This is a genomic window from Nostoc sp. (assembly GCF_036917775.1).
Taxonomy (GTDB): Bacteria; Cyanobacteriota; Cyanobacteriia; order Cyanobacteriales; family Nostocaceae; genus Nostoc.
On sequence record NZ_JBALEQ010000134.1, the window covers coordinates 93,343 to 120,217 of the forward strand.

General features: G+C 39.8%; 10 protein-coding genes and 2 pseudogenes. All 12 read left to right on the top strand.

Annotated elements, in window-relative coordinates:
* Window positions 1-23 precede the first annotated feature (23 nt).
* A pseudogene (locus V7K69_RS27380) lies at window positions 24-2,678 on the top strand (type I polyketide synthase); the annotation flags it as partial.
* Between the two features lie 529 nt (window positions 2,679-3,207).
* A complete protein-coding gene (locus V7K69_RS27385; RefSeq protein ID WP_335040293.1) occupies window positions 3,208-8,538 on the top strand; it encodes an amino acid adenylation domain-containing protein in 5,331 nt (1,776 codons plus the stop codon).
* Entirely contained in the window at window positions 8,535-14,339 is a 5,805-nt protein-coding gene (locus tag V7K69_RS27390; protein ID WP_335040295.1) for an SDR family oxidoreductase, read from the top strand. The genes V7K69_RS27385 and V7K69_RS27390 overlap by 4 nt, the downstream gene beginning before the upstream one ends.
* A 115-nt stretch (window positions 14,340-14,454) precedes the next feature.
* Window positions 14,455-16,002, top strand: coding sequence for a condensation domain-containing protein (locus V7K69_RS27395; RefSeq protein WP_335040297.1), 1,548 nt, complete (start codon window positions 14,455-14,457; stop codon window positions 16,000-16,002).
* Window positions 16,003-16,010: 8 nt separating this feature from the next.
* Window positions 16,011-17,039: a TauD/TfdA family dioxygenase gene (locus V7K69_RS27400; protein ID WP_335040299.1), complete on the top strand. Its 1,029-nt coding sequence runs from the start codon at window positions 16,011-16,013 to the stop codon at window positions 17,037-17,039.
* A gap of 19 nt (window positions 17,040-17,058) precedes the next feature.
* Window positions 17,059-21,378 carry a non-ribosomal peptide synthetase family protein gene (locus tag V7K69_RS27405; protein ID WP_335040301.1) on the top strand — a complete coding sequence of 1,440 codons (4,320 nt, stop codon included), beginning with the start codon at window positions 17,059-17,061 and terminating at the stop codon, window positions 21,376-21,378.
* A 59-nt stretch (window positions 21,379-21,437) separates the two neighbouring features.
* Window positions 21,438-22,196, top strand: a complete 759-nt coding sequence (locus V7K69_RS27410; protein ID WP_335040303.1) for a class I SAM-dependent DNA methyltransferase — start codon at window positions 21,438-21,440, stop codon at window positions 22,194-22,196.
* A 42-nt stretch (window positions 22,197-22,238) separates the two neighbouring features.
* The gene (locus V7K69_RS27415) at window positions 22,239-23,675 is read left to right on the top strand and encodes an aspartate aminotransferase family protein (protein WP_335040305.1); all 1,437 of its coding nucleotides are present in this window, start codon (window positions 22,239-22,241) and stop codon (window positions 23,673-23,675) included.
* 87 nt (window positions 23,676-23,762) lie between these two features.
* The gene (locus V7K69_RS27420) at window positions 23,763-23,981 is read left to right on the top strand and encodes an MbtH family protein (RefSeq protein WP_335040307.1); all 219 of its coding nucleotides are present in this window, start codon (window positions 23,763-23,765) and stop codon (window positions 23,979-23,981) included.
* Window positions 23,982-24,095: 114 nt separating this feature from the next.
* Window positions 24,096-26,231 carry an acylase gene (locus V7K69_RS27425; RefSeq protein ID WP_335040309.1) on the top strand — a complete coding sequence of 712 codons (2,136 nt, stop codon included), beginning with the start codon at window positions 24,096-24,098 and terminating at the stop codon, window positions 26,229-26,231.
* Between the two features lie 33 nt (window positions 26,232-26,264).
* Window positions 26,265-26,453 (top strand): hypothetical protein, encoded by a 189-nt coding sequence (locus V7K69_RS27430; RefSeq protein ID WP_335040311.1) that lies wholly within the window; start codon window positions 26,265-26,267, stop codon window positions 26,451-26,453.
* A 57-nt stretch (window positions 26,454-26,510) separates the two neighbouring features.
* A pseudogene (locus V7K69_RS27435) lies at window positions 26,511-26,798 on the top strand (hypothetical protein); the annotation flags it as partial.
* Window positions 26,799-26,875 lie beyond the last annotated feature (77 nt).

Consider the following 26,875-nt stretch of genomic DNA (forward strand, 5'->3'; position numbering starts at 1 on the left):
ATTAAGAAGGAAACATTAGCAAGATGGATAGCGGAGAAACGCAAAATCAAATAGGTGATTTAGATATAGCTATTATCGGTATGTCTGGACGGTTCCCTAAAGCTAGGAGTCTTGATGCTTTTTGGCAGAATCTACAAGATGGGTTGGAAGCGATTTCATTTTTTTCAGACCAAGAGCTAGAATCAATGGGAGTAGATACAACTACAATAAATGACCAAAATTATGTCAAAGCAAATGCTGTACTAGAAGATATAGAATTATTTGATGCTGCATTCTTTGATTACTCTCCCAAAACAGCAGAAATAATAGATCCCCAGCACCGCCTATTTTTGGAAACAGCTTGGGAGGCTTTGGAAAGTGCGGGCTATGATTCTAAAACTTATCAAGGTCGAATTAGTGTTTACGGTAGCGCCAGTATTAGTAGTTACTTTTTATTCAATCTTTTTTCCAATCCTGAATTAATAAAATTAGTTGGTCTTGACCAAATTAGACATCATAATCGTACAGATAATCTGACTACACGAGTTGCTTATAAATTAGATTTAAAGGGTTCAGCTATCACTGTCCAAACTGGATGTTCTAGTTCATTAGTAGCTATTCATTTAGCCTGCCAAAGTTTAATAGATCGTGAATCCGATCTGGTTTTAGCAGGTGGAGTTTCTATAACTAACTTAAAAAAGACTGGCTATGCGTATCAAGAGGGAGGAATTTTGTCTCCTGATGGACATTGCCGCGCCTTTGATGCCAAAGCGCAAGGAACAGTTGGCGGTGATGGGGTAGGTATAGTAATTTTAAAACGATTAGCAGATGCGATCGCTAATGGAGATTATATTCATGCTGTGATTAAAGGTTCAGCGATTAATAATGATGGTTCTGCCAAAATTGGCTATACAGCTCCTAGTATCGATGGTCAAGCCAAAGTGATTGCTGAAGCTCTCGCCATCAGCAGAATTGAACCCGATATGGTCAGTTATGTAGAGGCTCATGGCACCGGCACAGTTTTAGGAGATCCGATTGAAATTGCAGCCCTAACTAAATCTTTTCGCGCCAGAACTCAGAAAAAGAATTTTTGTGCTATTGGTTCGGTAAAAACGAATATCGGCCACCTAGATACCGCATCTGGTGTCGCAGGTTTAATCAAGACAGTCCTTGCGCTCAAGCACAAGCAAATACCACCCAGTTTGCACTTTCAAGAACCATCACCCCAGATTGATTTTGCTAATAGTCCCTTCTACGTTAACGCCAAGCTTTCAGAATGGAAGTCAAATGGACACCCTAGACGTGCAGGGGTCAGTTCCTTTGGTATTGGTGGCACTAATGCTCATATAGTTCTAGAAGAAGCTCCGGTAGAGAAGCAGAGAGAGCAACTGAGTAAACATCATCTGTTGGTTGTTTCTGCGAAAACGGAATCAGCATTAGAGGCAGCTACGGCAAATCTGGCTAATCACCTCAAACAGCATCCCGATTTAAACTTAGCTGATGTTGCTTACACTCTTAAAGTAGGCCGTCGAGCTTTTAACTATCGTCGGATGGTAGTTTGTCAAGATATTGATGATGCAATCAAAGTTTTAGAAACAAAAGACCCGGAACGAGTTCTCACGCACTATCAAGAACCAGGTGAGCCAGAAGTTGTATTTATGTTTCCCGGTCAGGGATCTCAATATGTAGGAATGGGTCTAGAATTATACCAAACTGAGTCAATTTTCCGGGAACAAGTTGATTATTGCTGTGAACAACTTAAACCTATTTTAGGCTTAGACTTATGCACTATTCTTTATCCCAGCCAAGAACAGAATCAATGGGCGACACAGCAGTTAATACAAACTAATATTACCCAGCCGGCATTGTTCGTAATTGAATATGCTTTAGCACAATTGTGGATAGCTAGGGGAGTGCATCCTAGTGCAATGATTGGTCACAGTATAGGAGAATATGTCGCTGCTTGTTTAGCTGGGGTATTTTCTCTAGAAGATGCTTTGATGCTAGTTGCTACTCGTGGGCAACTGATGCAGCAACTACCTTCAGGTGCAATGCTGGCTGTAGCGCTACCGGAGAAAAAAGTTATGCAGATGCTAGGTGATAAACTCTCCTTGGCAGCTATTAACGCACCAGAACGTTGTGTAGTTTCGGGCCCAAGTGCAGAGATTGAAGGTTTGCAAAACCGCTTAACTGAGCAAGGGATTGACTACCGTTCTCTGCATACATCTCACGCCTTTCATTCTCAAATGATGGACTCGATTCTAGAGCCGTTTACCAAGCTATTAGCAAAAGTCAATCTTAATCACCCCAAAATACCTTTTTTATCTAACGTAACTGGTACTTGGATCACTCCAGAAGAGGCAACAAATAACAGTTATTGGGCTAAACATTTGCGGTCATCAGTACGCTTTGCTGATGGCATTACTGAATTGTGTAAACAGCCAAATTGGATTTTTTTAGAAGTTGGATCTGGTCGCACTTTAAGTACTTTGACTAAGCAACAATTACCGGAAAAAATTGTGTTTTGTTCTATAGGTCATCCTCACGATCAAGAATCTGATACTGTATTATTAAAGACTCTGGGATATTTATGGATGTATGGAATACAAGTAGATTGGTTAGGGTTTTATGCCAATCAAAAATGTCATCGGCTTCCTTTACCGACTTATCCTTTTGAACGAAAAAAATACTGGATTGATTCTGCTAACGTTAATGAGTTAAATAGATTGAATAGCAAACAAAATTATAATAACCAGAAGTTGCAGAATGAACAAATTAGTAGTCAGCCAAATCATCTAGGAGATAAATCACAATATTTCCATAGTGAATCTCAGCAAAATAATATCCTTCAACTTAATAGCAAAAATCAAAAAAGCGGAGAGCGTATTACAAAAATAATAAATAGTCAAATTTCTATCATGTTTAAGCAATTAGAACTATTAGAAAAAGATATATAATTTCAGCTAACAGTAATTCCCCTTTCTAGCGATTAGCAGTCTCAATAAATATAAAATATAGGATTCATATTTGATTCTTGAAAAAATCAGTATAGTTCATAGGACTTACGCAAAATATATCTCAAACTCTTATTTCTCCGTGTACTCTGCGCCTCTGTGGTTCGTTATTCCGTAACTTTTGCGTAACTCCTAGTTCAAATAAACTTCTTGCCTATTGCCTGTTGCCTTTTACCTGAGCCTGATGATAAATATTCACATCGACCTACTTATTATGGATGAAGATTCTCAATATAAAAAAATAGTATCAACGCTCAAGTACATTGTTAGTGAATCATTGGGAGTTAAATCAACGGTAATAGATATTCATACTCCTTTTCTGGCGATAGGCGTTGACTCTCTAATTTTATTGCAAATTAACCGTACTATTCAACAACAGCTAAATATCGATATTCCTTTTCGTTTATTGCTTGAAAAATTATCAACAATTCATGCGTTAGGAACTCATATAGCTCAAGAACTAACTCCAAAAAATATTATTTTAGAGCCTTCTTTGCGGGAATCAACATTTAGTCCAATATTACAAGCACATACTGAACCGACACTTGCCATACAGACTTCAGATACACAAAATTTGGAGCAAGAAAATGAAAAACTTGTAACAGGTACAGTACTCGAAGAGGTAATAGAACAGCAGCTTGAGTTGATGTCCAAACAGCTAGCAATTTTGCAAAAAGCAGGTTCATCTAAAAAGATATTACCTGTAAAAGAAGCAATCCCATCTACCCCTATTCAGGATGAGGTAGGACAAGTTGCTAAATCTATAATTAATAACTCTGATTTTCCAGAAAGTTCATCATCGATTCAGGTTGAGTCTAAGCAACAACTCATAAACCAAACAATTGAGCCTCTTGATTTAGAATCAAAGACTCTGTTAACTCCCGGTCAACAAAAACATTTAGATGCTTTAATTGCACGTTTTGTTCAACTGACTCCAGAATCTAAACGACTTACTCAAGCTTATCGTTCCTACCATGCTAATAGCAGAGCGATAACGGGGTTCTTGCCCTCGATTAAAGAGATGTTGTATCCCATTCACGGACAGCGTGGAGAAGGAGCCAGACTTTGGGATGTTGATGGCAAAGAGTATGTAGACATTTCGATGGGGTTTGGGGCGCTTTTATTTGGTCATTCACCTCCCTTTGTCATCGAAGCTATTCAAGAACAAATAAAGCAAGGTATATTGCACGGGCCACAATCGCGTCTTGCCGGTCAGGTTGCGGAGTTAATTTGTGAGTTGACAGGCGCAGAACGGGCAGCTTTTTGTAACGATGGAACAGAAGCTGTAATGGGAGCAATCCGCCTAGCACGCGCTACTACAAGACGCTCTAAGATTGCTTTATTTGCTGGTTCTTATCACGGTATCTATGATGGGGTCTTAGTAAGAGGAGTAACAACCAGCGAAGAAACGCGGCGTTCTATCCCTAAAGCTATAGGCATTCCATCATACATTGCTGATGATGTCATCGTACTCGACTATGGCAAACCTGAATCCCTAGAAATTTTGAAAATTCATGCTCACGAACTGGCAGCAGTTTTGGTGGAGCCGATACAAAGCAGTCGCCCAGATTTGCAACCTCAAGAGTTTCTGCTCGAACTCAGACAATTAACTCAAGCAACAGGAACCGTATTAATTTTCGACGAAGTGATTACCGGCTTTCGGATGCACCCAGGCGGGATTCAGGGATTTTGGAATATTCAAGCAGATTTGACAACTTATGGTAAAGCTGTTGCGGCTGGGATACCAATTGGGGTTATAGCTGGTAAAGCAGCTTTGATGGATATATTAGATGGTGGGATGTGGAACTATGGAGATGAATCTTATCCTCAAGCAGAAACCACGGTGTTTGCGGGTACTTTTTTCAAACATCCTTTGGTAATGGCTGCGGCTTGGGCTACACTCAACCATATTAAAAATAGTGGCCCGAAATTACAGCAGGAGTTATCTGAAAAAACAACGAAATTAGCCCAGACTCTTAATAGTTACTTTGAACAAAGACAAGTTCCTATTCAAGTAGTCCATTTTGGTTCGCTGTTTCGTTTTATAGCCTCATCGCCCCTCAAGTTTGGTCAGTTGTTTTTCTATCATTTACTAGAAAAAGGCGTTTATGTCTGGGAAGGACGCACTTTTTATCTGTCTACAGCACATACCGATGCAGATATTGAACACATAATTGGGGCAGTCAAGGAAAGCATAGTAGAAATGCAACAAGGGGAATTATTACCACCTGCCCCGATTTCAACAACGCTCAAAATTCCTCTGACGGCAGCACAAAAAGAACTGTGGTTTTTAGCACAGATGGGAGATGAAGTTTCCTGCGCCTACAACGAATCTAGAACTATCCATCTGCGAGGAGCTGGCAATTTATTCGCAGTACGTAAGGCTGTTCAGGAAATTATCAATCGTCACGAAGCGCTGCGAACTACTTTTAGCCCAGAGGGGGATAATCAACTGATTCATTCCACTTTGACTATAGATATTCCTGTGAGCGATTTTTCAACTTTAGATAAAAGTCAACGAGAAACACAGCTATCGGAGTTGTTAACACGAGAAGCTCAACAAATTTTCGATTTAGAAAAAGGGCCATTACTGAAGTGTCATATAGTCAAGTTACAAGAAGATCATCATCTTGTAATTCTGACAAATCATCACATTGTTGCAGATGGTTGGTCAATTAGTATTTTGTTACGAGAACTAGCAGCAATTTATTCAGCAGAGTGCCAAGGAATTGCTAGCCAACTTCCGCAACCCATGAAATGGAGTGAGTATGCTCTGTGGCAAGTACAAATGCAACAGAGTCCCGAAATGGCAAAAGCTGAAGCTTATTGGCTGAGTCAATTTGCCAGTTCAGTGCCTGTATTGGAATTACCAACTGACCGACATCGACCACCGATATTTTCGTACACTGGAGCGCGAGAAAATCTCATTCTCGATTCCAGCTTGTATAATTCTTTGAAAAGCTTAAGTCTACAACGTGGTTATACTTTATTTACGATTCTTTTAACAGCATTTATTACCTTATTGCAACGATTGACGAATCAACAAGATATCGTTGTTGGTATTGCTTCGGCTGCACAATCTGCGATCGCAGATGAATATCTGGTTGGCCACTGTGTTAATCTGTTGCCCATACGCAGCCAAGTTATTGGCAACCCAGGATTCACAGAATATTTGAGTTCAGTTCAGCAGGTATTGTTAGATGCTTACGAGTATCAAATTTATCCTTTCATTAAACTAATTGAAAATTTAAAGTTACCACGAGACCCTAGCCGCACCCCTCTTTTTACCACAGGGTTTAATCTGGATAAAGCTCAATTTGAGTCTAGGTCTTTAAAACAAGAGTTTGAGGTAGCTAAAAATTCTACTGGTGCTACTAAGCTGGATATTAATTTAAATATTCTTCAGACAGACAGTGAACTACTGGTAGAACTGGAATATAACACTCATTTATTTAATACCCAAACAATTCGAAATTGGCTCGGACATTACGTAACCTTGCTAGAAGGTGTTGTCGCCAACCCAGAGCAACCCCTTGCAGAATTGCCTATATTGACACAAACTCAACAGCATCAGTTGTTAGTGGAGTGGAATAATACTAAAGTTGACCATCCTGATGGGTATTGTATCCATGAGTTATTTGAGGCTCAAGTAGAGCGATTGCCTGATGCAATTGCCGTAACCTTTGAAGACCAACACCTCACTTATCGAGAGCTAAATCATCGCGCAAATCAAGTGGCGTATTATTTACAATCCCTTGGGGTAAAACCAGAGGTATTGGTAGGGATTTGTGTGGAGCGTTCGCTCGAAATGGTGATTGGAATTCTGGGCATTCTGAAAGCTGGTGGCGCTTATGTGCCGTTAGATCCATCCTACCCACAAGAACGACTAGCTTTGATATTAAACGATGTCAAACCTTTAGTGTTGCTTACCCAAAAGCATCTGGTTACGGAACTTCCTACATCTGCGGCTCAGGTTGTGTGCCTAGACGAATGGGATCTGTATGCTCAGGAAAGTCAGGAAAATCCTAGTAGTGGTGTAACAGCCAAAAATCTGGCTTATGTGATTTACACTTCTGGTTCTACAGGAACACCTAAAGGCGTTCTGATTTCGCATCAAGCTTTAGTGAACCACAGTATTGCTGCTGCTAAAGCTTATGAACTGCAACCAGAAGATCGCGTTCTCCAATTCGCTTCTGTGAGCTTTGATGTAACAGCCGAAGAACTATTTCCATCATGGTTAAGTGGTTCAACTGTAGTCATCCGACCCAATCAGGTATTATTGTTTGCTCACTTTGGAAAATTCTTGGCACAGGAAAAACTAACTGTCCTCAATTTACCAACAGCCTATTGGCATGAGTGGGTGTCCGACTTGGTTCAAACAACAACGCCATTACCGCCGACGCTGCGTTTGGTGATTGTCGGAACTGAGCAAGCTTTACCAGAAAAACTTGCACTTTGGCATAAACTGGTAGGCGATCGCTCCCAGAGTCCCCGTATCCGTTGGCTTAACGCTTATGGCCCAACTGAGGCAACTATTGGTGTCACACTTTTTGAATCAGTTGAATCAGTTACCTATTCAGAGAACCAACCCGTTTATTGTGTACCTGTTGGTCGTCCCATTGCCAACACCCAGGTGTACTTGCTAGACAAACATTTGCAGCTTACACCTGTAGGTGTACCAGGCGAATTGTATATTGGTGGTATTGGAATTGCCAGGGGCTACCTCAGTCATCCTGAACTGACTGCCGAAAAATTTATTCCTAACCCTTTTGGCGAAAAATCGGGGATGCGTTTGTATCGCACTGGCGATTTAGCCCGCTACTTACCCAACGGGAATATCGAACTCCTCGGACGTATTGACGATCAAGTAAAAATTCGGGGCTTCCGCATTGAACTGGGCGAGATATCAGCAAAATTGCAGCAGCATAATAAAGTACGCGAAGCCGTGGTCATAGCTAGGGAAGACGAGCATGGTGATAAGCACTTAGTTGCTTATGTCAGCCCTCAACCACAACAGACACTAACAATTACTGAGTTGCGTGGCTTTCTTCAGGAGAAGCTACCGCAATATATGATGCCCTCGACTTTTCTAATCCTGCCAACCTTGCCTTTGTTGCCCAACGGTAAACTCGATAAGCGATCGCTACCTGCACCAGAAATTCGCCCAGAGTTAGAAGCTGCTTATGTAATGCCGCAAACACAGATGGAACAAACCATTGCTGGAGTTTGGCAAAAGGCTCTCAATATTGACAACATAGGCGTTCACGATAACTTCTTTGAACTCGGCGGTCATTCATTACTCATGGTGAAAGTTCATAGCCAATTACACGAAATATTCCAAACTGATTTATCAATGCTCGATATGTTCAGATATCCGACTATTAACTCTCTTGCAGAGTTCTTTAGTCAAACTAAAAATCAAACATCATCTTTTAGCGAAACTAATATTTCAATAGAAAAAATTTCCCTTGGTAAATCTAAACAGAAAAAACGTTTGCAAAAAATAAAGTTGATGATGAATAATCAAGGAGCTAATGAAGAATGAGTATCCCCATAGAAGCTGTTCATCATAACGGTTCAGAAATAGCAATTATTGGTCTATCAGGGCGGTTTCCGGGAGCTAAAAACGTTGATGAATTTTGGCAAAATCTCCAAAATGGTGTAGAGTCAATTTCCGTTTTTACTGATGAAGAACTGTTAGCTTATGGGTTAGATGCAGCTACACTCAATAACCCAAAGTTTGTTAAAGCACGAGCTGTATTAGAAGATGTAGAACTTTTTGATGCTGCATTTTTTGGCTTTAATCCCAGAGAAGCGGAAATTACCGATCCCCAACATCGTCTCTTTTTAGAATGTGCCTATACTGCCCTTGAAGATGCTGGCTATGACTCAGAAAATTATCAAGGTTCTATTGGAGTTTATGCAGGGGCTAGCTTAAGTAGGTACTTACTCAATATTCTTTTAAACGAAGATATTATTGGATCTATAGATAATCACCAACTTGCGATCGCAGGTGACAAAGACTATTTGACTACCCGCGTTTCTTACAAACTGAATCTAGAAGGGCCAAGCTTCACTGTTCAAACCGCCTGCTCTACTTCATTAGTCGCTGTTCATTTAGCCACTCAAAGCTTACTAAATGGGGAATGCGATCTAGCTTTGGCAGGTGGGGTTTCCATCAGTTCTTCCAGAAAAACTGGCTATGTTTACAAAGAAGGGGCAATTGGTTCTCCTGACGGACACTGCCGCGCTTTTGATGCTCAAGCACAGGGAACTGTCGGTGGCGAAGGTGTAGGCATCGTGGTTTTGAAGCGATTAGAGGATGCTCTAGCAGATGGCGATACCATCCATGCTGTCATTAAAGGTTCCGCGATTAATAACGATGGCTCTTTCAAAGTGAGCTACACAGCACCACGGATAGATGGTCAAGCCAAGGTGATTAGAACTGCTCAAGTTGTTGCCGAGGTTGAACCCGAAACGATTACCTATATTGAGGCTCATGGCACAGGAACATCACTAGGAGATCCCATTGAAATCGCGGCGTTAACACAAGCTTTTCGAGCCAGTACTGACAAAAAAGGCTTCTGCGCCATTGGTTCAGTAAAAACCAACATAGGGCATTTAGATGCTGCTGCTGGGATAACAGGTCTAATCAAAACTGTTCTGGCCCTGAAGCATCAACAAATACCGCCTAGCTTACATTTTCAGGAACCTAATCCGCAAATTGATTTTGCCAACAGTCCTTTTTATGTCAACACCAAACTTGCCCAATGGACAACAAATAACATTCCTCGCCGCGCTGGAGTCAGTTCTTTTGGGATTGGCGGGACTAATGCCCATGTGATCTTGGAAGAAGCACCTGTAGGAAGGCAGGGGGAGCAGGGGAGGCAGGGGAGGAAATATCATCTGTTGGTTCTTTCTGCAAAAACGGAATCGGCGTTAGAAACAGCTACGGCAAATCTAGCTAATCATCTCCGGCAGTCTCCTTTGAACCTTGCAGATGTGGCTCATACCCTTGGTGTAGGTCGTCGAGCTTTCGATCATCGTCGGATGGTGGTATGCCAAGACATGAATGATGCGGTAAAGGTGCTTTCTACTTCAGAATCACAACGGATATTCACCCACTACCAGCAGCCTTGCAATCGTCCTGTGGTGTTTATGTTTTCTGGGCAAGGAACGCAGTATGTGAATATGGCTAGAGAACTCTACGAGAGTGAGCCAACTTTTACACTTACAGTTGATCGTTGTTGTGAGTTGCTAAAACCACATTTAGGTTTTGACCTACGCCATGTATTGTATCCAGATGAGGCACAGACAGCCAAGGCAACGGAGCAGCTTAAACAGACAATTGTTGCTCAACCAGCATTATTTGTCATTGAGTACGCCCTAGCTCAATTGTGGATGTCATGGGGTGTACACCCAGAGGCGATGATTGGTCACAGTATCGGGGAGTATGTAGCCGCTACTTTAGCTGGAGTTTTTTCGCTAGAAGATGCTTTAGCGCTAGTCGCAATCCGAGGACGACTGATACAGGAAGTTCCTAGTGGGGAAATGCTCTCTATCCAACTTCCCGAATCAGAGATACAACCCCTGCTAACGGAGGAACTATCTTTAGCTGCAAGTAATGGGCCTTCCTACTGCGTGGTTTCTGGTGTCGCTGAAGCGATCGCACAATTACAACAACAGCTAGAAGCCAAAGGTATAGGCTGCCGGAGGTTACATACCTCTCATGCCTTTCATTCTCCCATGATGGAGCCAATTCTCCAGGCATTTACAGAGCATTTACAAAAACTCCAACTTCATCCTCCGAAGATTGAGTTTATCTCTAACGTCAGTGGCACTTGGATCGCTGTAGCAGAAGCAACAGACCCCAAATATTGGGTAAAGCATTTACGGCAAACAGTGCGCTTTAACCAAGGGATAACTGAGTTACTCAAAACACAAGAACGGATCTTTTTAGAGGTTGGCCCAGGACGGACTTTAAGTACTTTTGTCAAGCAACATCATCAGGATAAACTGATAGTACTGACCTCAATTCGCCATCCACAAGAACAACAATCGGATGTAGCATTTTTACTCAACTCTTTGGGACGACTCTGGCTTTGTGGTATCAAAGTAGATTGGTCTAGTTTTTTTGCTAACGAACAACGCCATCATATTCCCTTACCAACCTATCCATTTGAGCGCCAACGTTACTGGATTGAAGCACAAAAACAGCCAAGACAAACGGCAGTTGATTTAGCTAAATCTTTGGTAGAAGCTTGTAGAGTAAAGGCTCGTGCTAGCATCGCCACATTGGACGAGCAAACTTATTTGCTGAATAAACAGTGTTTGGATCGTTTGTGTGCTTCCTATATAAACCTTTCTCTCCAGCGTTTAGGTGCTTTTAACAACTTCAATGAGCAATATTCTTTTGAGGAGTTGTGTGAGCAATGTCATATTATCCCTCGCTATCGGCAATTGTTGTATCGCTTTTTAGATGTACTCGTAGAACAAGGTTATCTACAACAAGAAAAGGATTTATTTACAAACCTTCTTCCCTGTTCTACAGACTCGATTAATGCTCTGGTAGAAGAAGTTAAAATCAAATGCGTCGATACACCTCATGTTCTACATATCGTCCAAGAATGTGGTGAGAATCTGCCGGATGTACTGACTGGTGAAAAAGAACCATTAGAGTTGTATTTTGCGGTAAAAGAGAACAAACCAGAAATTGCAAATTCAGAATTACCTCTGGATACCCATTTAAAAGGGATCATGCAAGCAGGTATGGAACAGGTAGTAAAGTCATTACCACCAGATGTAAACCTGAGAATTCTGGAAATTGGTGGTGGAGGGGGTCTTGCTACGACAGAATTGCTACCTGTCTTGCCATCTGAGCGCACCAACTACACTTTTACAGATGTAGGGGGTTTGTTTTTGAATCAAGCCAAACAGCAGTTTAACACTTATCCGTTTGTTGAATATCGTTTTCTAGATATTGAAAAACCGCCTACTGCACAAGGATTTAACAGCCACAGTTTTGATGTGGTGGTAGCTGTCAACGTATTGCACGTAACCCGAAATATAACAAAAACCCTGGAAAATGTGCGATCGCTACTCGCTCCTGGAGGATTCCTGCTATTGTGGGAAATAACTCAACCACAATTAGACTTTGATCTCACCGATGGACTGCTAATGAATCCTTTAGAGGATGAAGAACGCAGCCGTGGTAATCCGTTTTTATCACAAAAGCAATGGCAGGAAGCACTACGTTCTCAAGGGTTCGTTGAGGTAGCGGCTGTCTCTGAAACTGAAGCTTTCGGCGAACAGATTTTGGTGGCTCAGGCTGCTGCATCGATAACTGACTCAGCACCTACAGCATTTACCGTCACCAAGCAAAAAGAGCAGAACCAAGACTTATTGGCTAAAAAATCAGATATTGCTGACTGGTTTTACATTCCTTCTTGGAAACGTACTATGCCACCACAGCCTTCTCAAGCTGGACTTGAGGGAAAAGCAGGATGCTGGTTAGTGTTTGTGGATGAGTGCGGCTTGGGTGAAAAGTTGATAAAACAACTAGTATTTGAGAATCAAGATGTTATTTCCGTCAAAGTAGGAGAGCAATTTCAGCAAAATAGCGAATATCCTCAACGCACATATACAATTAATCCAGAAAAAGAGGATGATTATAATACCTTGCTCAAAGAACTTCGGAGCCTGGGTAAGATTCCCAAAAGGATTGTCCATCTGTGGAGTGTGACATCAAACAGTTACACCAACTCAACAATTGAAGCTTTAGGCTGGTCAAGTTTGTTGTTTTTGGCACAGGCTATTACAGAAAATAATCAAACAGATGCTTTAGAAATTAGTATTGTCTCCAACAATTTACAGGAAATAACAGGTTCAGAAATACTGTGTCCAGAAAAGGCACTGGTTCTTGGAATTTGCAAAGTTATGCCGCTTGAGTATCCAAATATAACTTGTCGCAGTATTGATGTTGTAGTTCCTGGAGAAAGTGGGCAAGAAGAACTCATCCAAACACTAATAAGGGAATTTACAACCCCTACATCTGACCAAATTATTGCTTACCGTGGCCGAAATCGCTGGGTACAAGATTTTGAACCTGTACAACTACATGAAACCGTTACTGAAAATCTCCGCCTGAGAAAACAGGGAGTATATCTCATCACTGGTGGATTAGGAGGTGTTGGTCTACTGCTAGCAGAATATCTAGCGCAGACCACGCAAGCAAAACTTATATTAGTAGGACGTTCAACTTTTCCCGACCAAGATGAATGGTCTGAATGGTTATTGACTCACGATCCACAAGATCATATCAGTCAGAAGATCCAAAAATTGCAGGGAATGAAGACATTGGGTGCAGAGGTAATGGTAATCAGTGCCGATGTTACCAACCTTGAACAGATGTCCGCAGTGTTTAAAAAAGCTAATCAACGATTTGGCGAGATTCATGGAGTAATTCATGCAGCCGCAGTTTTCGGCGGAGGGATGATGCAACTCACAACAAAAGAAACTGTAGCCAAAGCTTTAGCGCCAAAAGTGCAAGGAACACGAGTACTTGAAACTCTATTTAAAGAAAATAACCTAGATTTCTTTGTACTCTGTTCATCACTAAGTTCATTTATTGGTACATCTGGAATGGCAGATTATACAGCTGCAAATGCCTTCCTTGACTCCTTTGCTCACTACAGCGCGTCTAAATATGGAACATGGAAATTCATTAAGTCTATTAACTGGGATAGATGGAACAACGTAGGAATGGCAATTCCTGTTGAAGCACGCCATCAAGAAATCACAGGAGAAAGATTGGCAGCAGGAATGGCTGATTTGGAGGGCATAGAGGCTTTTAAACGTATTCTGTGTAGTAGTACAGTTTCTCAAATAATTGTATCAACACAAGATTTTCTCAATCTGATTAAGCCAAAGAAAACTCCTAAGTCATTGGAGGAAAAATTAGCCCAGCTTAATCAATTCAAACCAACTCACCCCCGTCCTAACTTAGCAAATGCTTATATTGCTCCTAGTAATGAAATTGAGCGAAACCTTGCTGACGTTTGGCAACAACTTCTAGGGATTGAAAAAGTGGGTATTCACGATAACTTCTTTGAGTTAGGAGGAGACTCGTTATTTGCTACTCAATTAGTTTCTGAACTGTGCAAAACTTTTCAAACAGAACTTTCTTACAAAGGCTTTTTTAATGGCCCGACTATAGCTGAGTTAGCTGAAGTTATTGTTCAAAAAATTGCCAAACAGACAAATTTAGAGGAATTGGCTCAAGCTTTAGCAGATATTGAACAACTATCACAGGATGAAGTGCAGGCATTAATTACTTCACAACACTAAGTAACTACACATGATATGACTATGCAATTACCACTTTCTTTTTACGAAAATAGAATGACAACGTTAATCAACGACAAAATTATATTTGTTTTGTTGTATATCACATTTGGCAAATATGAGTGACCTTTCACAACGAATTGCTGGTCTTTCCCCAGAGAAACTTAAGCTTCTTGCACAACGCCTTCAGAAGAAAAAAGAAAGCGTATTTTCACAACCGCAAATAGTTCCTCAAAGTCGAGAGTCAAACTTATTCCCTCTATCTTTTGCCCAGCAAAGGTTGTGGTTTATCGACCAATTACAACCTGGAAGTAGTGCCTACAATATCTCTCAACCTATGCGTATTGTCGGATCGCTAAATGTGGCGGCGCTGGAGCAAAGCTTTAACGAAGTGGTGAGACGGCACGAAGTTTTAAGGACTACATTCAAAGTAATTGATGGACAACCTCTGCAAGTTATTACTCCTAATTTCAGCTTTAAACTACCAGTCGTAGATTTACAAGAACTTTCTCAAGAGCAGAGAGAGGCTGAAGTTTTGAGATTGGCGAGTGAGGAAGCCCAACAGCCTTTCGACTTAACCAAAGTGCCTTTATTGCGAGTTACTTTACTGCAACTAGCGGTAGCAGAATATGCGTTATTGTTGACTATTCATCATATTGTGGCTGATGGCTGGGCTATAGGTGTGCTTATTCACGAAATCGCAACTTTGTATGAAGCTTTCTCTATTGGCAAACCATCACCCCTCTCGCAACTATCCATCCAGTATGCAGACTTTGCTGTGTGGCAAAGACAGTGGTTACAGGGAGAGCGTTTAGAAACTCAACTTGCTTACTGGCAAAGGCAATTAGGCGGTAAACTACCTGTTGTGGAATTCCCTAGCGAGCGATCGCGAGCGCCTATCCAGACTTTCTCAGGAGCTAGAGAAACTCTGGTTATACCCAAAACTTTATCTGAGAAGCTGAAAGCTCTGAATCAGCGCCAAGGCATCACACTATTTATGATTCTGCTAGCGGCTTTCCAGACTTTGCTGCACTGCTATACCAATCAAGAAGATATCGTTGTTGGTACTGATATTGCCAACCGCAATCAAGCCGAGACTAAAGAATTGATCGGGTTTTTTGTTAACCAGTTAGTCTTGCGTACAGATTTATCAGGAAATCCTACTTTTGTAGAGTTATTAGAACGAGTCCGCGAGATGACTCTGGAAGCTTATGCTCACCAAGATTTGCCCTTCGACAAATTGGTAGATGTTCTGAATCCAAAACGGGAGTTGAACCGTACACCATTATTTCAAGTCAAGATTGTTTTGGAAAATACTCAAACCCCATCTTTGGAGCTTCCAGGCTTAAGTATCACATCTTTGAAAGTCGAAAACAAAACAGTGCAGTTTGACTTGCTGTTGGAGTTAAACGAAACTGAGCAGGGACTATTGGGTGTATGGGAATATAACACTGACCTATTTGATCGGGACAGTATTATTAGGTTATCGAATAATTTTGCAACGCTTTTAAATAAGATTGCCACTCATCCAGAAAGTAAATTAAGTGAATTAAAAATAGTTCTTAATGAAGTAGATAAGAAACAGCATCTTGCTAGAGAAGAAGCTTATAAAAATACCATCGGACAGAAATTAATCAACGTTAAACGTAGAGCAAAGAACAGATAATAACAATCATGACAAAAATGGAATCTCTAGGATATGTAAGACGGAAAGCTGTTAATATATCCACAGAAGAATTAATCAAAACTGAATTTCTTCAACCAGGCTCTAACTTTCCTTTGGTGATTAAGCCTAGTGTGAAGGGTGTAAATCTAGAAAACTGGGCTAATAATAATCGAGAATCTTTGAAATCTGAATTATTAAAATATGGAGCGATACTTTTTCGTGATTTCAAAGTTAATTCTATAGAAGAATTTGAGCAAATTATCGCAGCGATTTGTGGAGAAGCGATGGAATATCGGTATCGGGCATCTCCACGAACTCAAGTAGCTGGGAGAATTTATACTTCAACTGACTACCCTGCCGATCAAAGTATTTTTCCTCACAATGAACACGCCTACTCGCCTACCTTCCCGTTGAAAATCTTCTTTTTTTGTATGAGTCCAGCGCAAGAAGGAGGGGAAACCCCAATTGGTAGCTGTCGAAAGGTTTTTGAGCGAATTGATCCAACTATCCGCGATCGCTTCATTGAAAAGCAAGTTATGTATATGCGTAACTTTGGTAATGGATTTGGTCTTCCTTGGCAAACTGTATTTCAAACAACAGAAAAAATTAAAGTAGAAGAGTATTGCAAAAATAATGGAATTGAGGTTGAATGGAAAACAGATAATCGTTTAAAAACTCGACAAGTTGGGCCAGCCATTCTCAAACATCCTCAAACAGGTGAAATGGTCTGGTTCAATCACGCAACTTTTTTCCACGTTTCTACATTGGAACCAACGATACGTGAATCGTTATTGAAAAATTTGCCAGAAGAAGATTTACCAACCAACACATATTATGGGGATGGTTCTGCAATTGAACCATCAGTGTTAGCTAGTTTGCGAACTGCTTATCAAGAAGAAATGGTCACTTTCTCTTGGCAGAAAGGAGATGTATTGATGCTGGATAATATGTTATCAATACACGCCCGTAATCCATTTATTCCTCCCAGGAAAATTTTAGTGGGAATGGCTGAACCTTATACGCCCTCAAGTATTTAACTAACATTAAGGTAGCAATATGCAAGTATTAGAAAGTATCGAGGGGTTTAGACTTTCGCCTCAGCAAGAGCATTTATGGTTGTTACAACAAATTGATCAAAGTTGCGCTTATCGTAGCGATTGTGCAATTTTGATTGAAGGAAGTATTAATCTCAATAATTTAGAATTGGCATTGCAAGATGTTGTAAATCGGCATGAGATCCTCCGCACCAATTTTATTTGTCTACCTGGAATGACTATTCCAGTACAGGTAATTACAGATGGCAAAGTTATTTTAGAGAAAAAATCTGATATTACTAATTTAAACCCTCAAGAACAAGAGGCGAAGATTGAGTTAATATTTCAGGAAATCAAACAACAAACTTTTCAGTTTGAACAGGGTTCGATTTTACATACATCCTTAGTAAATATTTCACCAGAACAGCATTTATTACTTCTTAGTTTACCTGCTCTCTGTGCAGATAGAGCAACCTTTAATTGTCTAGTAAGAGAATTAGCTACTTCTTACTTAGGAAAATTCGATCAAAAATTATCCAACGAACCACTCCAATATGCAGATTTTTCAGAATGGCAAAATCAAATATTAGAAGCAGAAGAAACGAAAATAGGCAGAGAATATTGGCAACAGCAAGACTTCTCTACTATTGGCACTTTCCAGCTTCCTTTTGAAAAGCATCTCTCTGAAAAACAGATATTTCAACCAAAATTAGTAAATTCAATCATTACCCCAAAACTGGTAGCTAATATCGAAACATTAGCTCAGAAGCATAATATTTCAGCTTCTACCTTTTATCTAACCTGCTGGTTAATTTTACTCCAGCGACTAAGTGGACAATCTGAGATGATCGTCGCCAGGGAATTTAATGGCAGAAAATATGAGGAACTTCAAGAAGCATTAGGACTATTTGCTAAATATTTACCAGTTCATTGTCATTTAGAAGATAGTTTCCAATTTAGTCAAGTTTTGCAGCAAGTTCATGAGTCTGTAGAATCTATCCACAAATGGCAGGAGTGTTTTACTTGGGAACAAATACCAGATATCTTACCTTTTTATCCTGTAATTTTTGATTTTACAGAAGAAGCTCAAAGGCATTATGCAGGTAATATATTATTTTCTGTTTTCAAGCTTGATAGCTGTACTGAGCGTTTCAAAATTAAGCTTTCTTGTAGACGCAAAAAGGATTTTTTAAGTACAGAATTTCATTATGACTGTAATCTATTTTCCCCAGAGAATATTGCAGGATTAGCAGAGCAATTTCACAAGCTACTAGAAAGTGCATTACATCATCCAGAAGCTGCAATTGGTGAATTAGAAATTTTAAGCGATCGCACACTCAATCAACTTCTCTTCGAGTTCAATCAAACTCAAGCGGATTACCTACAAAATAAGTGCATTCACGAGTTATTTACAGAGCAGGTAGAACGCACTCCCAACAATATTGCTGTGGTATTTAAGAATCAGAAACTAACTTATGCTGAACTTAATGCGCGTGCAAATCAATTAGCTCATTATCTAAAACATTTGGGGGTAGGTACAGAAGTATTAGTGGGAATTTGTGTAGAGCGTTCCTTAGAAATGCTTGTAGGTATTTTAGGCATTCTTAAAGCTGGTGGTGCTTATGTTCCCCTCGATCCGCACTATCCCCAAGAGCGCTTAAGCTTCATGCTAGAAGATACTCAGGTATCTGTATTATTGACACAGCAGCATTTACTGGAAGGCTTACCTAAGCAAGATACACAGAAAATTTGCTTAGATACAGAATGGGAAACAATTGCACAACAGAGTCAGAAAAACCCCCTGATAACTATATCTACTGAAAACTTAGCATATATAATTTATACTTCTGGTTCTACTGGAAAACCGAAAGGAGTTGCGATCGCACATCGTAACTTAGTTCATTCAACAACTGCACGTATTGCTTACTATCAACAAGCTGTAAGTAACTTTTTGCTACTCTCATCCTTTGCTTTTGATAGCTCTGTTGCAGGTATTTTCTGGACACTTTGTTGTGGCGGAACTCTACACTTACCAGAAGAAGGTGTACAACGAGAAGTACCTAAACTTATAGAATTAATTTCCCAAAATAGTGTTTCCCATTTATTAAGCCTTCCTTCTCTATATGCTTTAATTTTGCAACAAGCAAAACCAGAAAATTTAAGTTCTCTTCGTGCTGTCATAGTTGCAGGTGAATCTTGTCTACCGGAATTGGTACAATATCATTCTCAATTTCAGCCGGAGGTATCTTTATTTAACGAGTACGGGCCGACAGAAGCAAGCGTTTGGAGTAGCGTATATTATTGTCATACCGCAGAAACAGGAAAGCAAATATCTATTGGTTCTCCCATACCCAATACGCAAATATATATACTGGACTCTCATTTACATCCAGTTCCTATTGGTATTCATGGCGAAATTTATATTAGCGGTGAAGGTTTAGCTAGAGGTTATTTAAATCAATCTGCAATTACATCTGATAAATTTATTCCCCATCCCTTTAGTAAAAAACCGGGAGTACGTTTATATAAAACTGGCGATTTAGCAAAATATCTACCTGATGGCAATATTGAGTTTTTGGGACGTATTGATAACCAAGTAAAAATTCGTGGCTTCCGAATTGAGTTAGGTGAGATTGAGACAGCACTGAATAAGTATTCTGGAGTGCAAGAAACAGTAGTTATTGCTCGTGAAGATGTACCAGGAAAACGATTAGTGGCTTATGTAGTTCCCCAGCCAAGATCAGCGCTTACAGTTAATGAATTACACAGCTTTTTAAAAGATAAATTACCAGAATTCATGATCCCATCGGCTGTAGTGCTGCTAAAAAAATTACCTCTCAGTGCCAATGGTAAAGTTGATAGAAAAGCACTACCTGCACCAGAAGAAGTTAGATCAGATTTGATAGGAGATTTTGTTCCTCCTCGCACCTCTGTAGAAGAAATGCTAACTCAAATCTGGGCTGAAGTCTTAAAAATTGAGAAAGTCAGTATTTACGACAACTTCTTTGAATTGGGTGGACATTCTTTATTAACAACTCAATTACTTGCCAAAGTTAAAGAAGCTTTTAACTTGGATATTTCTTTACGCAGTTTATTAGAGAAACCCACCGTAGCGGGTTTAGCAGAAAATATTGATCGAGTTTGTCAAACAGAAATTGATTACCCACTTTTGCATTTCAATGCTGAAGTCATTTTAGATCCAACAATTGTTCCTGAAAATGCCGTTAAGTTTATTCCTGAACCTAGTGCTATTTTATTGACTGGAGCAACGGGATTTTTAGGATTATTCTTACTAGCTGAACTTCTCCAACAAACCCAAGCAGATGTTTATTGCTTAGTTCGTTATAAAAATATTGAGGATGCCCATGAAAAACTGCAAACTGCTCTGGAATCTTATGGAATTTGGAATGAAATTTGGAGTTCCAGAATCATTCCTATTCTTGGGGATTTATCAAAGCCACTTTTTGGTTTAAAAACTGAAAACTTCCAACAATTGGCAAGTACTATTGATGTTATCTACCATAATGGTGCTTGGGTACATCATATTTATCCTTACTCTATTCTGAAACCTACAAACGTACTGGGTACACAAGAAATTTTGAGATTAGCTAGTCAAATAAAAACTAAACCAGTACATTTTATTTCTAGCTCTGGTGTTGTATCTTCCAAAATTGAAGCTGGAATTAAATTAGTCGGAGAACAAGATAGCCTAAATGAAAACGAATTTCCTAGTAATGGATATTGTCAAACTAAATGGGTAGCTGAGAAGTTAGTACAGACGGCGATTCAAAGGGGAATTCCTATCTCTATTTACAGACCATCACGTATATCTGGACATAGCAAAACTGGAGTCTTTAATAGTAATGATTTTCTGTACAAACTGATCATAGGTTGTGTGCAATTAGGAAGTGCGCCAGATATAGACATTCGAGAGAATATAGTTCCTGTAGATTATGTCAGCAAAGCAATAGTTAATTTATCGAAACAGAAAGAATCTTTAGGGAAAACTTTTCACTTAGTGCATCCTCAAACTCTCCACTCAAATACACTTATCGACCATATTCGCTCATTGGGTTATGCAATTGAACAAAATTCTTATGAGCAATGGCGAGAAAAATTACTCAATGTGACTCAAAAGTCCTTTGAACATCCTTTATATTCATTAGTACCATTTTTTCCAGCAAGACAAGCTGAAGAAGATTTAAACTCAGAATTTTTACAGCTTGATAATCAAAATGTCATCAATGGATTAGTAGGTACTTCCATTACTTGTCCTCCCATAGACAATCAATTACTCAGCGTTTATTTTTCCTATCTGATTAAGCAGGGGGCTTTTGGATAATAAAGTTTGTAAATGATGAATAATTAAAATTTTTGCAATAGTTTCAGGAGTGATATTTTATGATTTCAACAACTCGTTACGATGACTATGATGTTCTTGCTCGCATATATAACGAAGATTGGGCATCAGGAATTTTTCAGGAAACATTACCAGTTTTAGAAAAATTGCTACTACCCGATTTAACTAAGGGAGCGCATATTCTAGACCTTTGTTGTGGTACTGGACATTTAGCCCAACAATTACTCAAACATGGTTATAAAATCACAGGGATTGATGGCTCTGAGCAGATGTTACATTATGCTCGTGAGAATGCGCCAGAAGCGAAACTGATCCTTGGAGATGCTCGATTTTTCGACTTACCAGCTACCTTTGATGTAGTGGTTTCAACTACTGGTTCTCTAAACTATGTGATGAAACTTGAAGAATTGGAGGATGTATTTAATAATGTTTATAAGGCACTAACTAATAATGGGATATTCTTGTGCCATTTCTTTTCAGAAGAAGAATATAGCTCCAATTGGAACGGCAAAGTTGCTGGTGATGTAAAAGATGATTATGCCTGGTCTACAAAAAATATCTATAATTCCGAATCAAAATTGGGTCAAATTTATCTAACTGTATTTTCATTAGTAGAACAAACTTGGCAGCGTTTAGATAAAGTTATTTCCGAAAGCTGTTATACCAAAGAAGAAATTATATCGGCTTTAGAAACTGCTGGATTTTGCGAAATTAGCATTTATGATGCTTGTTGTGATTTAGAAATACTTCAAACTCCTGGTAGTACTTATTTTATTTGCTACAAGCGATTATATATTTAATACCTATTTCTGTAAAATTACTAAATTTGAAGAGAAAATTAGATGAATATACAACCAGTGGCATTACATCAAAAATCCGATATTTTAGCCGAATTATTAGCCAAAGCAGGGCTGACAAATCAGCAGCAAAAGTATTTGCAACATTTTATAAATAGCTATAGCGATCGCACCAAAACATCTAAACATCTTTCCCAATCTTATCGCCCAGTTCTCTCTGACGATAAAAACTTAGGAGAGTTCAATTTACTATTCAAAGAAATGTATTATCCCATTGTTGCTAATCGCTCTATGGGTTCCAAAATCTGGGATGTAGATGGTAATGAATATGTAGATGTAATGATGGGTTTGGGAATAAATCTCTTTGGTCATAATCCCTCATTTATTAAAGAGGCTTTAATCGCACAACTTGATCAAGGAATTCAAATTGGCCCCCAATCAGAAATTGTTGGTGAGGTAGCTGAGTTAATTTCTCAACTTACAGGAATGGAGCGGGTTTGTTTTAGTAATACTGGTACAGAAGCAGTCATGACTGCTATCCGTATCGCCAGAGCAGTTACAGAACGTAAGAAAATCGTTATATTTTCAGGTTCTTATCATGGTCATTTTGATGGCACTTTAGTTAACGCAAATAAGGCAGAAGATAATCAATATGCCATACCCTTAGCACCTGGAGTATTACAAAACTTTGTGAGTGATGTTTTGATTTTAGATTATGGCAATCCTCAATCATTAGAAGTTATTAAAGCATATAAGCAAGAATTAGCAGCAGTTTTGGTAGTTCCTGTGCAAACTTCTAGACCGGCTTTACAACCAAAAGAATTTCTCCAGAAATTGAGAAAATTAACACAAGAATCTGGAATTGCCTTAATTTTTGATGAAATGGTAACAGGGTTTCGGATTCATCCTGGTGGCGCACAAGCTTATTTTGATGTACAAGCAGACATAGCCACTTATGGAAAAATTGTTGGTGGTGGGATACCGATTGGGGTGATTGCCGGTAAAAATATTTATATGGATGCAATTGATGGGGGAATGTGGAGTTACGGCGATGCTTCTTACCCTCTGGTGAAAAAGACGTTTTTTGCAGGTACTTTTTGTAAGCATCCGTTAGCATTAGCTGCTGCAAAAGTTGTATTAAAGTATATGCAGAATTCGGGATCTTCTCTACAAGAAAATCTGAATGAACGGACAACACAATTTGTTAAGGCTTTGAATAATTATTTTGCAGCCGATGGAATACCGCTACAGATGGCAAATTTTGGCTCACTATTTGGTTCTGCATCTTTAGAGATTTCTGGAGGGAATTCTACTGCTTCAGTAGCAATGAGCTTGTTGAAATATCATCTTCTCGACAGAGGAGTTCACTTATTAGGTGTAAGTGGTTATTTATCAACAGCCCATACAGATGAAGATATTAACTACATTATTCAAGTTGTTAAGGATAGCGTCACTAATTTGATAGAAGGAGGTTTTATATAAAATTAAGCTGTAATATGAAAAGACAAAAATAGCTATACTTTTTCAAATTGTAAGAGAATCGAAATAATCAATTATCAGGTAATAAAGATGTATCAAAACGAAACGGAAGATATCACAATTTACAAAGTTGTAGTAAATCACGAAGAACAATATTCAATCTGGTTTGCCAACCGAGAAAACCCCCTTGGCTGGAGAGATGTGGGCAAAACTGGTCTCAAGCAAGAATGCCTTGAATATATTAAGGAAGTATGGACAGACATGAGACCTCTAAGCCTCAAGAAGAAAATGGAAGAATCTGCTCATTAGACCTAGGCATTATTTGGATTAGCTAGAAGCTATTACCACTTTTTGAGCCTATCTAGACAAATCGACAGTCTCAAATATTAGGGATTATTCAACAGTCCCCATTCATTAACTCTAATGTTTATTAGCAAAATAAAGTTGCTTGGTTTTATAGGTTTAAAGCCGTATGGCAATAAACACTATATCTTGAGAGTTTTACCCTTTTTACTCGCGCTCATCTTTGTTTTAGTAGTAGGAAAGCAAAGCCTTAGCTCTTCACCAAAAACAACTGAAATACTTTGGGATACTTATGGTGTACCGCATATTTATGGCAAGGATAACCAAATTGCCTTTCAAGCTTTCGGTTGGGCGCAGATGCAGAGTCATGGCAACCTGCTTTTGCATCTCTACGGTCAAGCACGGGGAAGGGCTGCGGAATATTGGGGAGAAAAGTATCTAGAATCAGATCGTTGGGTACAAACAATGGGAGTACCAGAACGATCGCATTCTTGGTATTTGGTCCAAAGTCCAAAGTTTCGCCGTTATCTTGATGCTTTTGCAAGTGGAATTAACGCTTATGCTGAGAAACACAAGGATTTGATTGCTGATGAAGTTGAGATTGTCTTGCCAGTAAAAGGCGAGGATGTGCTGGCTCACCAAATGCGGGTACTGAATTTCACTTTTATTGCCAATCCAGAAGAAGTTGCAGGTGTTAGTAAACAGCAGTCAAAACCAGGATCTAATGGTTGGGCGATCGCACCATCACATTCTGAAAATGGTCATGCTATGCTTCTGGCTAACCCACATCTACCTTGGTCAGATTTATTTCTCTGGTATGAAGCACATATTACTGCACCAGGAATTAATGCTTACGGGGCAACACTGGTAGGGATTCCCGTTTTAGCGATCGCCTTTAATGATAATTTGGGTTGGACTCATACAGTAAACACCTATGATGGCTGGGATAACTACGAACTAAAACTAGCCGATGGTGGTTATCGCTTCGATGGTCAAGTCCGAGCCTTTAAGACAAAAACCGTATCTTTGAAAGTCAAGCAAAAAGACGGTACACTGCACTCACAAAAACTTGTAGTGGAAAGTTCTATCCACGGGCCAGTCATATCACGAAAAGATGGTAAAGCTGTGGCACTGCGTGTTGTGGGTCTTGACCAACCAGGTGTACTACAGCAGTGGTGGGATATGGCACGTTCCCAAAACCTCACCCAGTTTCAAGCTGTCTTGCAAAGATTACAACTACCGATGTTTACAGTGATGTATGCAGACAGAGAAGGGCATATTATGCACCTTTTTAACGGTCAAGTACCAATTCGTCAACAAGGAAATTTTGAATACTGGCAAGGTTTAATACCTGGCGACACATCTAAAACCTTATGGTCAAAAACTCATCCATATCAGGATCTACCGCGCGTAATTGATCCAAAAAGCGGCTGGTTACAAAATACAAATGACCCACCTTGGACAACAACCTTTCCCCAGGTTCTCAATCCAGATAATTATCCGCCTTATATGGCACCACGCGGGCCAATGGAGTTTAGATCGCAACGTACTGTGCAGATGTTAGCAGAGGATGACAAAATCTCTTTTGATGAGATGGTTTCCTATAAACATTCAACACGTATGGAACTAGCAGATCGCCTTTTGGATGACTTGATTCCAGCCGCCCAGAAGTACGGAAGCGAATTAGCTCGTCGATCTGCTGATGTACTGTCAGCTTGGGATCGACAAACTAATGCAGATAGCCGAGGTGCAGTACTATTCGCTGCTTGGGTAGATGCGATAGACTTCGATAGTGTATTTAGCAAACCCTGGAGTGAAGACTCTCCACTGACTACACCTGATGGCTTGGCTAATCCTCAAAGTGCAGTCACAACACTCTTAACTGTTGCAGCTAAGGTGGAAAAAACCTATGGAAACCTAGATGTAGCATGGGGAGATGTTTTCCGGTTACAGTCTGGTGATGTCGATTTGCCTGCAAATGGTGGCGATGGCGGACTTGGTATTTTCCGCGTTCTCAATTTTGTTCCACTATCAGACGGGCGCTTCAAATCTGTTTCTGGTGATTCTTATGTTGCTGCGATTGAATTTTCTCAACCTGTCAAAGCGATGGCGCTTACCAGTTATGGTAATGCAACTCAACCAGGTTCAGCCTCTGCGGGCGATCAGTTGAAATTGTTTGCCCGCAAGCAGTTGCGGCAAGTTTGGTTCTCACACCAGGATGTTCTATCCCATTTGGCTGAACGCAAGGTATTTTAAAATTCAATACTTGTTGGGTTTGGGGGAAAGGTTTTGTATTTACCTTTCCCCTTTTCCGACAAGAGTGCAAAAAGCACTTTTGCAAGAAGTGGAATCAATGGGATCAGAAAATCGGGAACAGATAGCGATCGCTATCTGCTACAAAAAGAATTAAATATTCGCTGCGAGAATCAAGATTTGGGAGTAGTCAAAGCCAAGAAATCCCTTTACCTCAATCTCTGACTGATGGGGCGGATCTGGGAACACTAAATGCTAAGGTCTTAAAAATTCAAAAGAATTATGATTAGCAGTGTAGTTACCATTCCCGGCTATCAAGTCAGCGAAGAACTCTACAACGGTTCTAGAACCCTAGTTTATCGAGCAGTTCAAGAGAGTGACCAACAGCCTGTAGTCATCAAGCTGCTGAAAAATCCTTATCCGAGTTTTTCTGAACTAGTACAGTTTCGCAATCAATACACGATCGCTAAAAATCTCAACTCACCCTCGATCGTCCAAACTTACAGCCTGGAACCTTACCAGAATGGTTATGCGCTCGTAATGGAAGACTTTGCCCGGATTTCTCACAAACTCAGAAAAAACCGGAGCTTAAAACTGATAAAATGTATACATAGTAAGTATTTCAGCAGTTTGAACCGATGAATCGA

Excerpts from the sequence above, each read along its gene's own strand:
- V7K69_RS27395 (WP_335040297.1), top strand. The coding sequence starts at position 14,455 with ATGAGTGACCTTTCACAACGAATTGCTGGTCTTTCCCCAGAGAAACTT.
- V7K69_RS27420 (WP_335040307.1), top strand. The coding sequence starts at position 23,763 with ATGTATCAAAACGAAACGGAAGATATCACAATTTACAAAGTTGTAGTA.
- V7K69_RS27415 (WP_335040305.1), top strand. The coding sequence starts at position 22,239 with ATGAATATACAACCAGTGGCATTACATCAAAAATCCGATATTTTAGCC.
- V7K69_RS27425 (WP_335040309.1), top strand. The coding sequence starts at position 24,096 with ATGTTTATTAGCAAAATAAAGTTGCTTGGTTTTATAGGTTTAAAGCCG.
- V7K69_RS27390 (WP_335040295.1), top strand. The coding sequence starts at position 8,535 with ATGAGTATCCCCATAGAAGCTGTTCATCATAACGGTTCAGAAATAGCA.
- V7K69_RS27405 (WP_335040301.1), top strand. The coding sequence starts at position 17,059 with ATGCAAGTATTAGAAAGTATCGAGGGGTTTAGACTTTCGCCTCAGCAA.
- V7K69_RS27410 (WP_335040303.1), top strand. The coding sequence starts at position 21,438 with ATGATTTCAACAACTCGTTACGATGACTATGATGTTCTTGCTCGCATA.
- V7K69_RS27385 (WP_335040293.1), top strand. The coding sequence starts at position 3,208 with ATGGATGAAGATTCTCAATATAAAAAAATAGTATCAACGCTCAAGTAC.
- V7K69_RS27400 (WP_335040299.1), top strand. The coding sequence starts at position 16,011 with ATGACAAAAATGGAATCTCTAGGATATGTAAGACGGAAAGCTGTTAAT.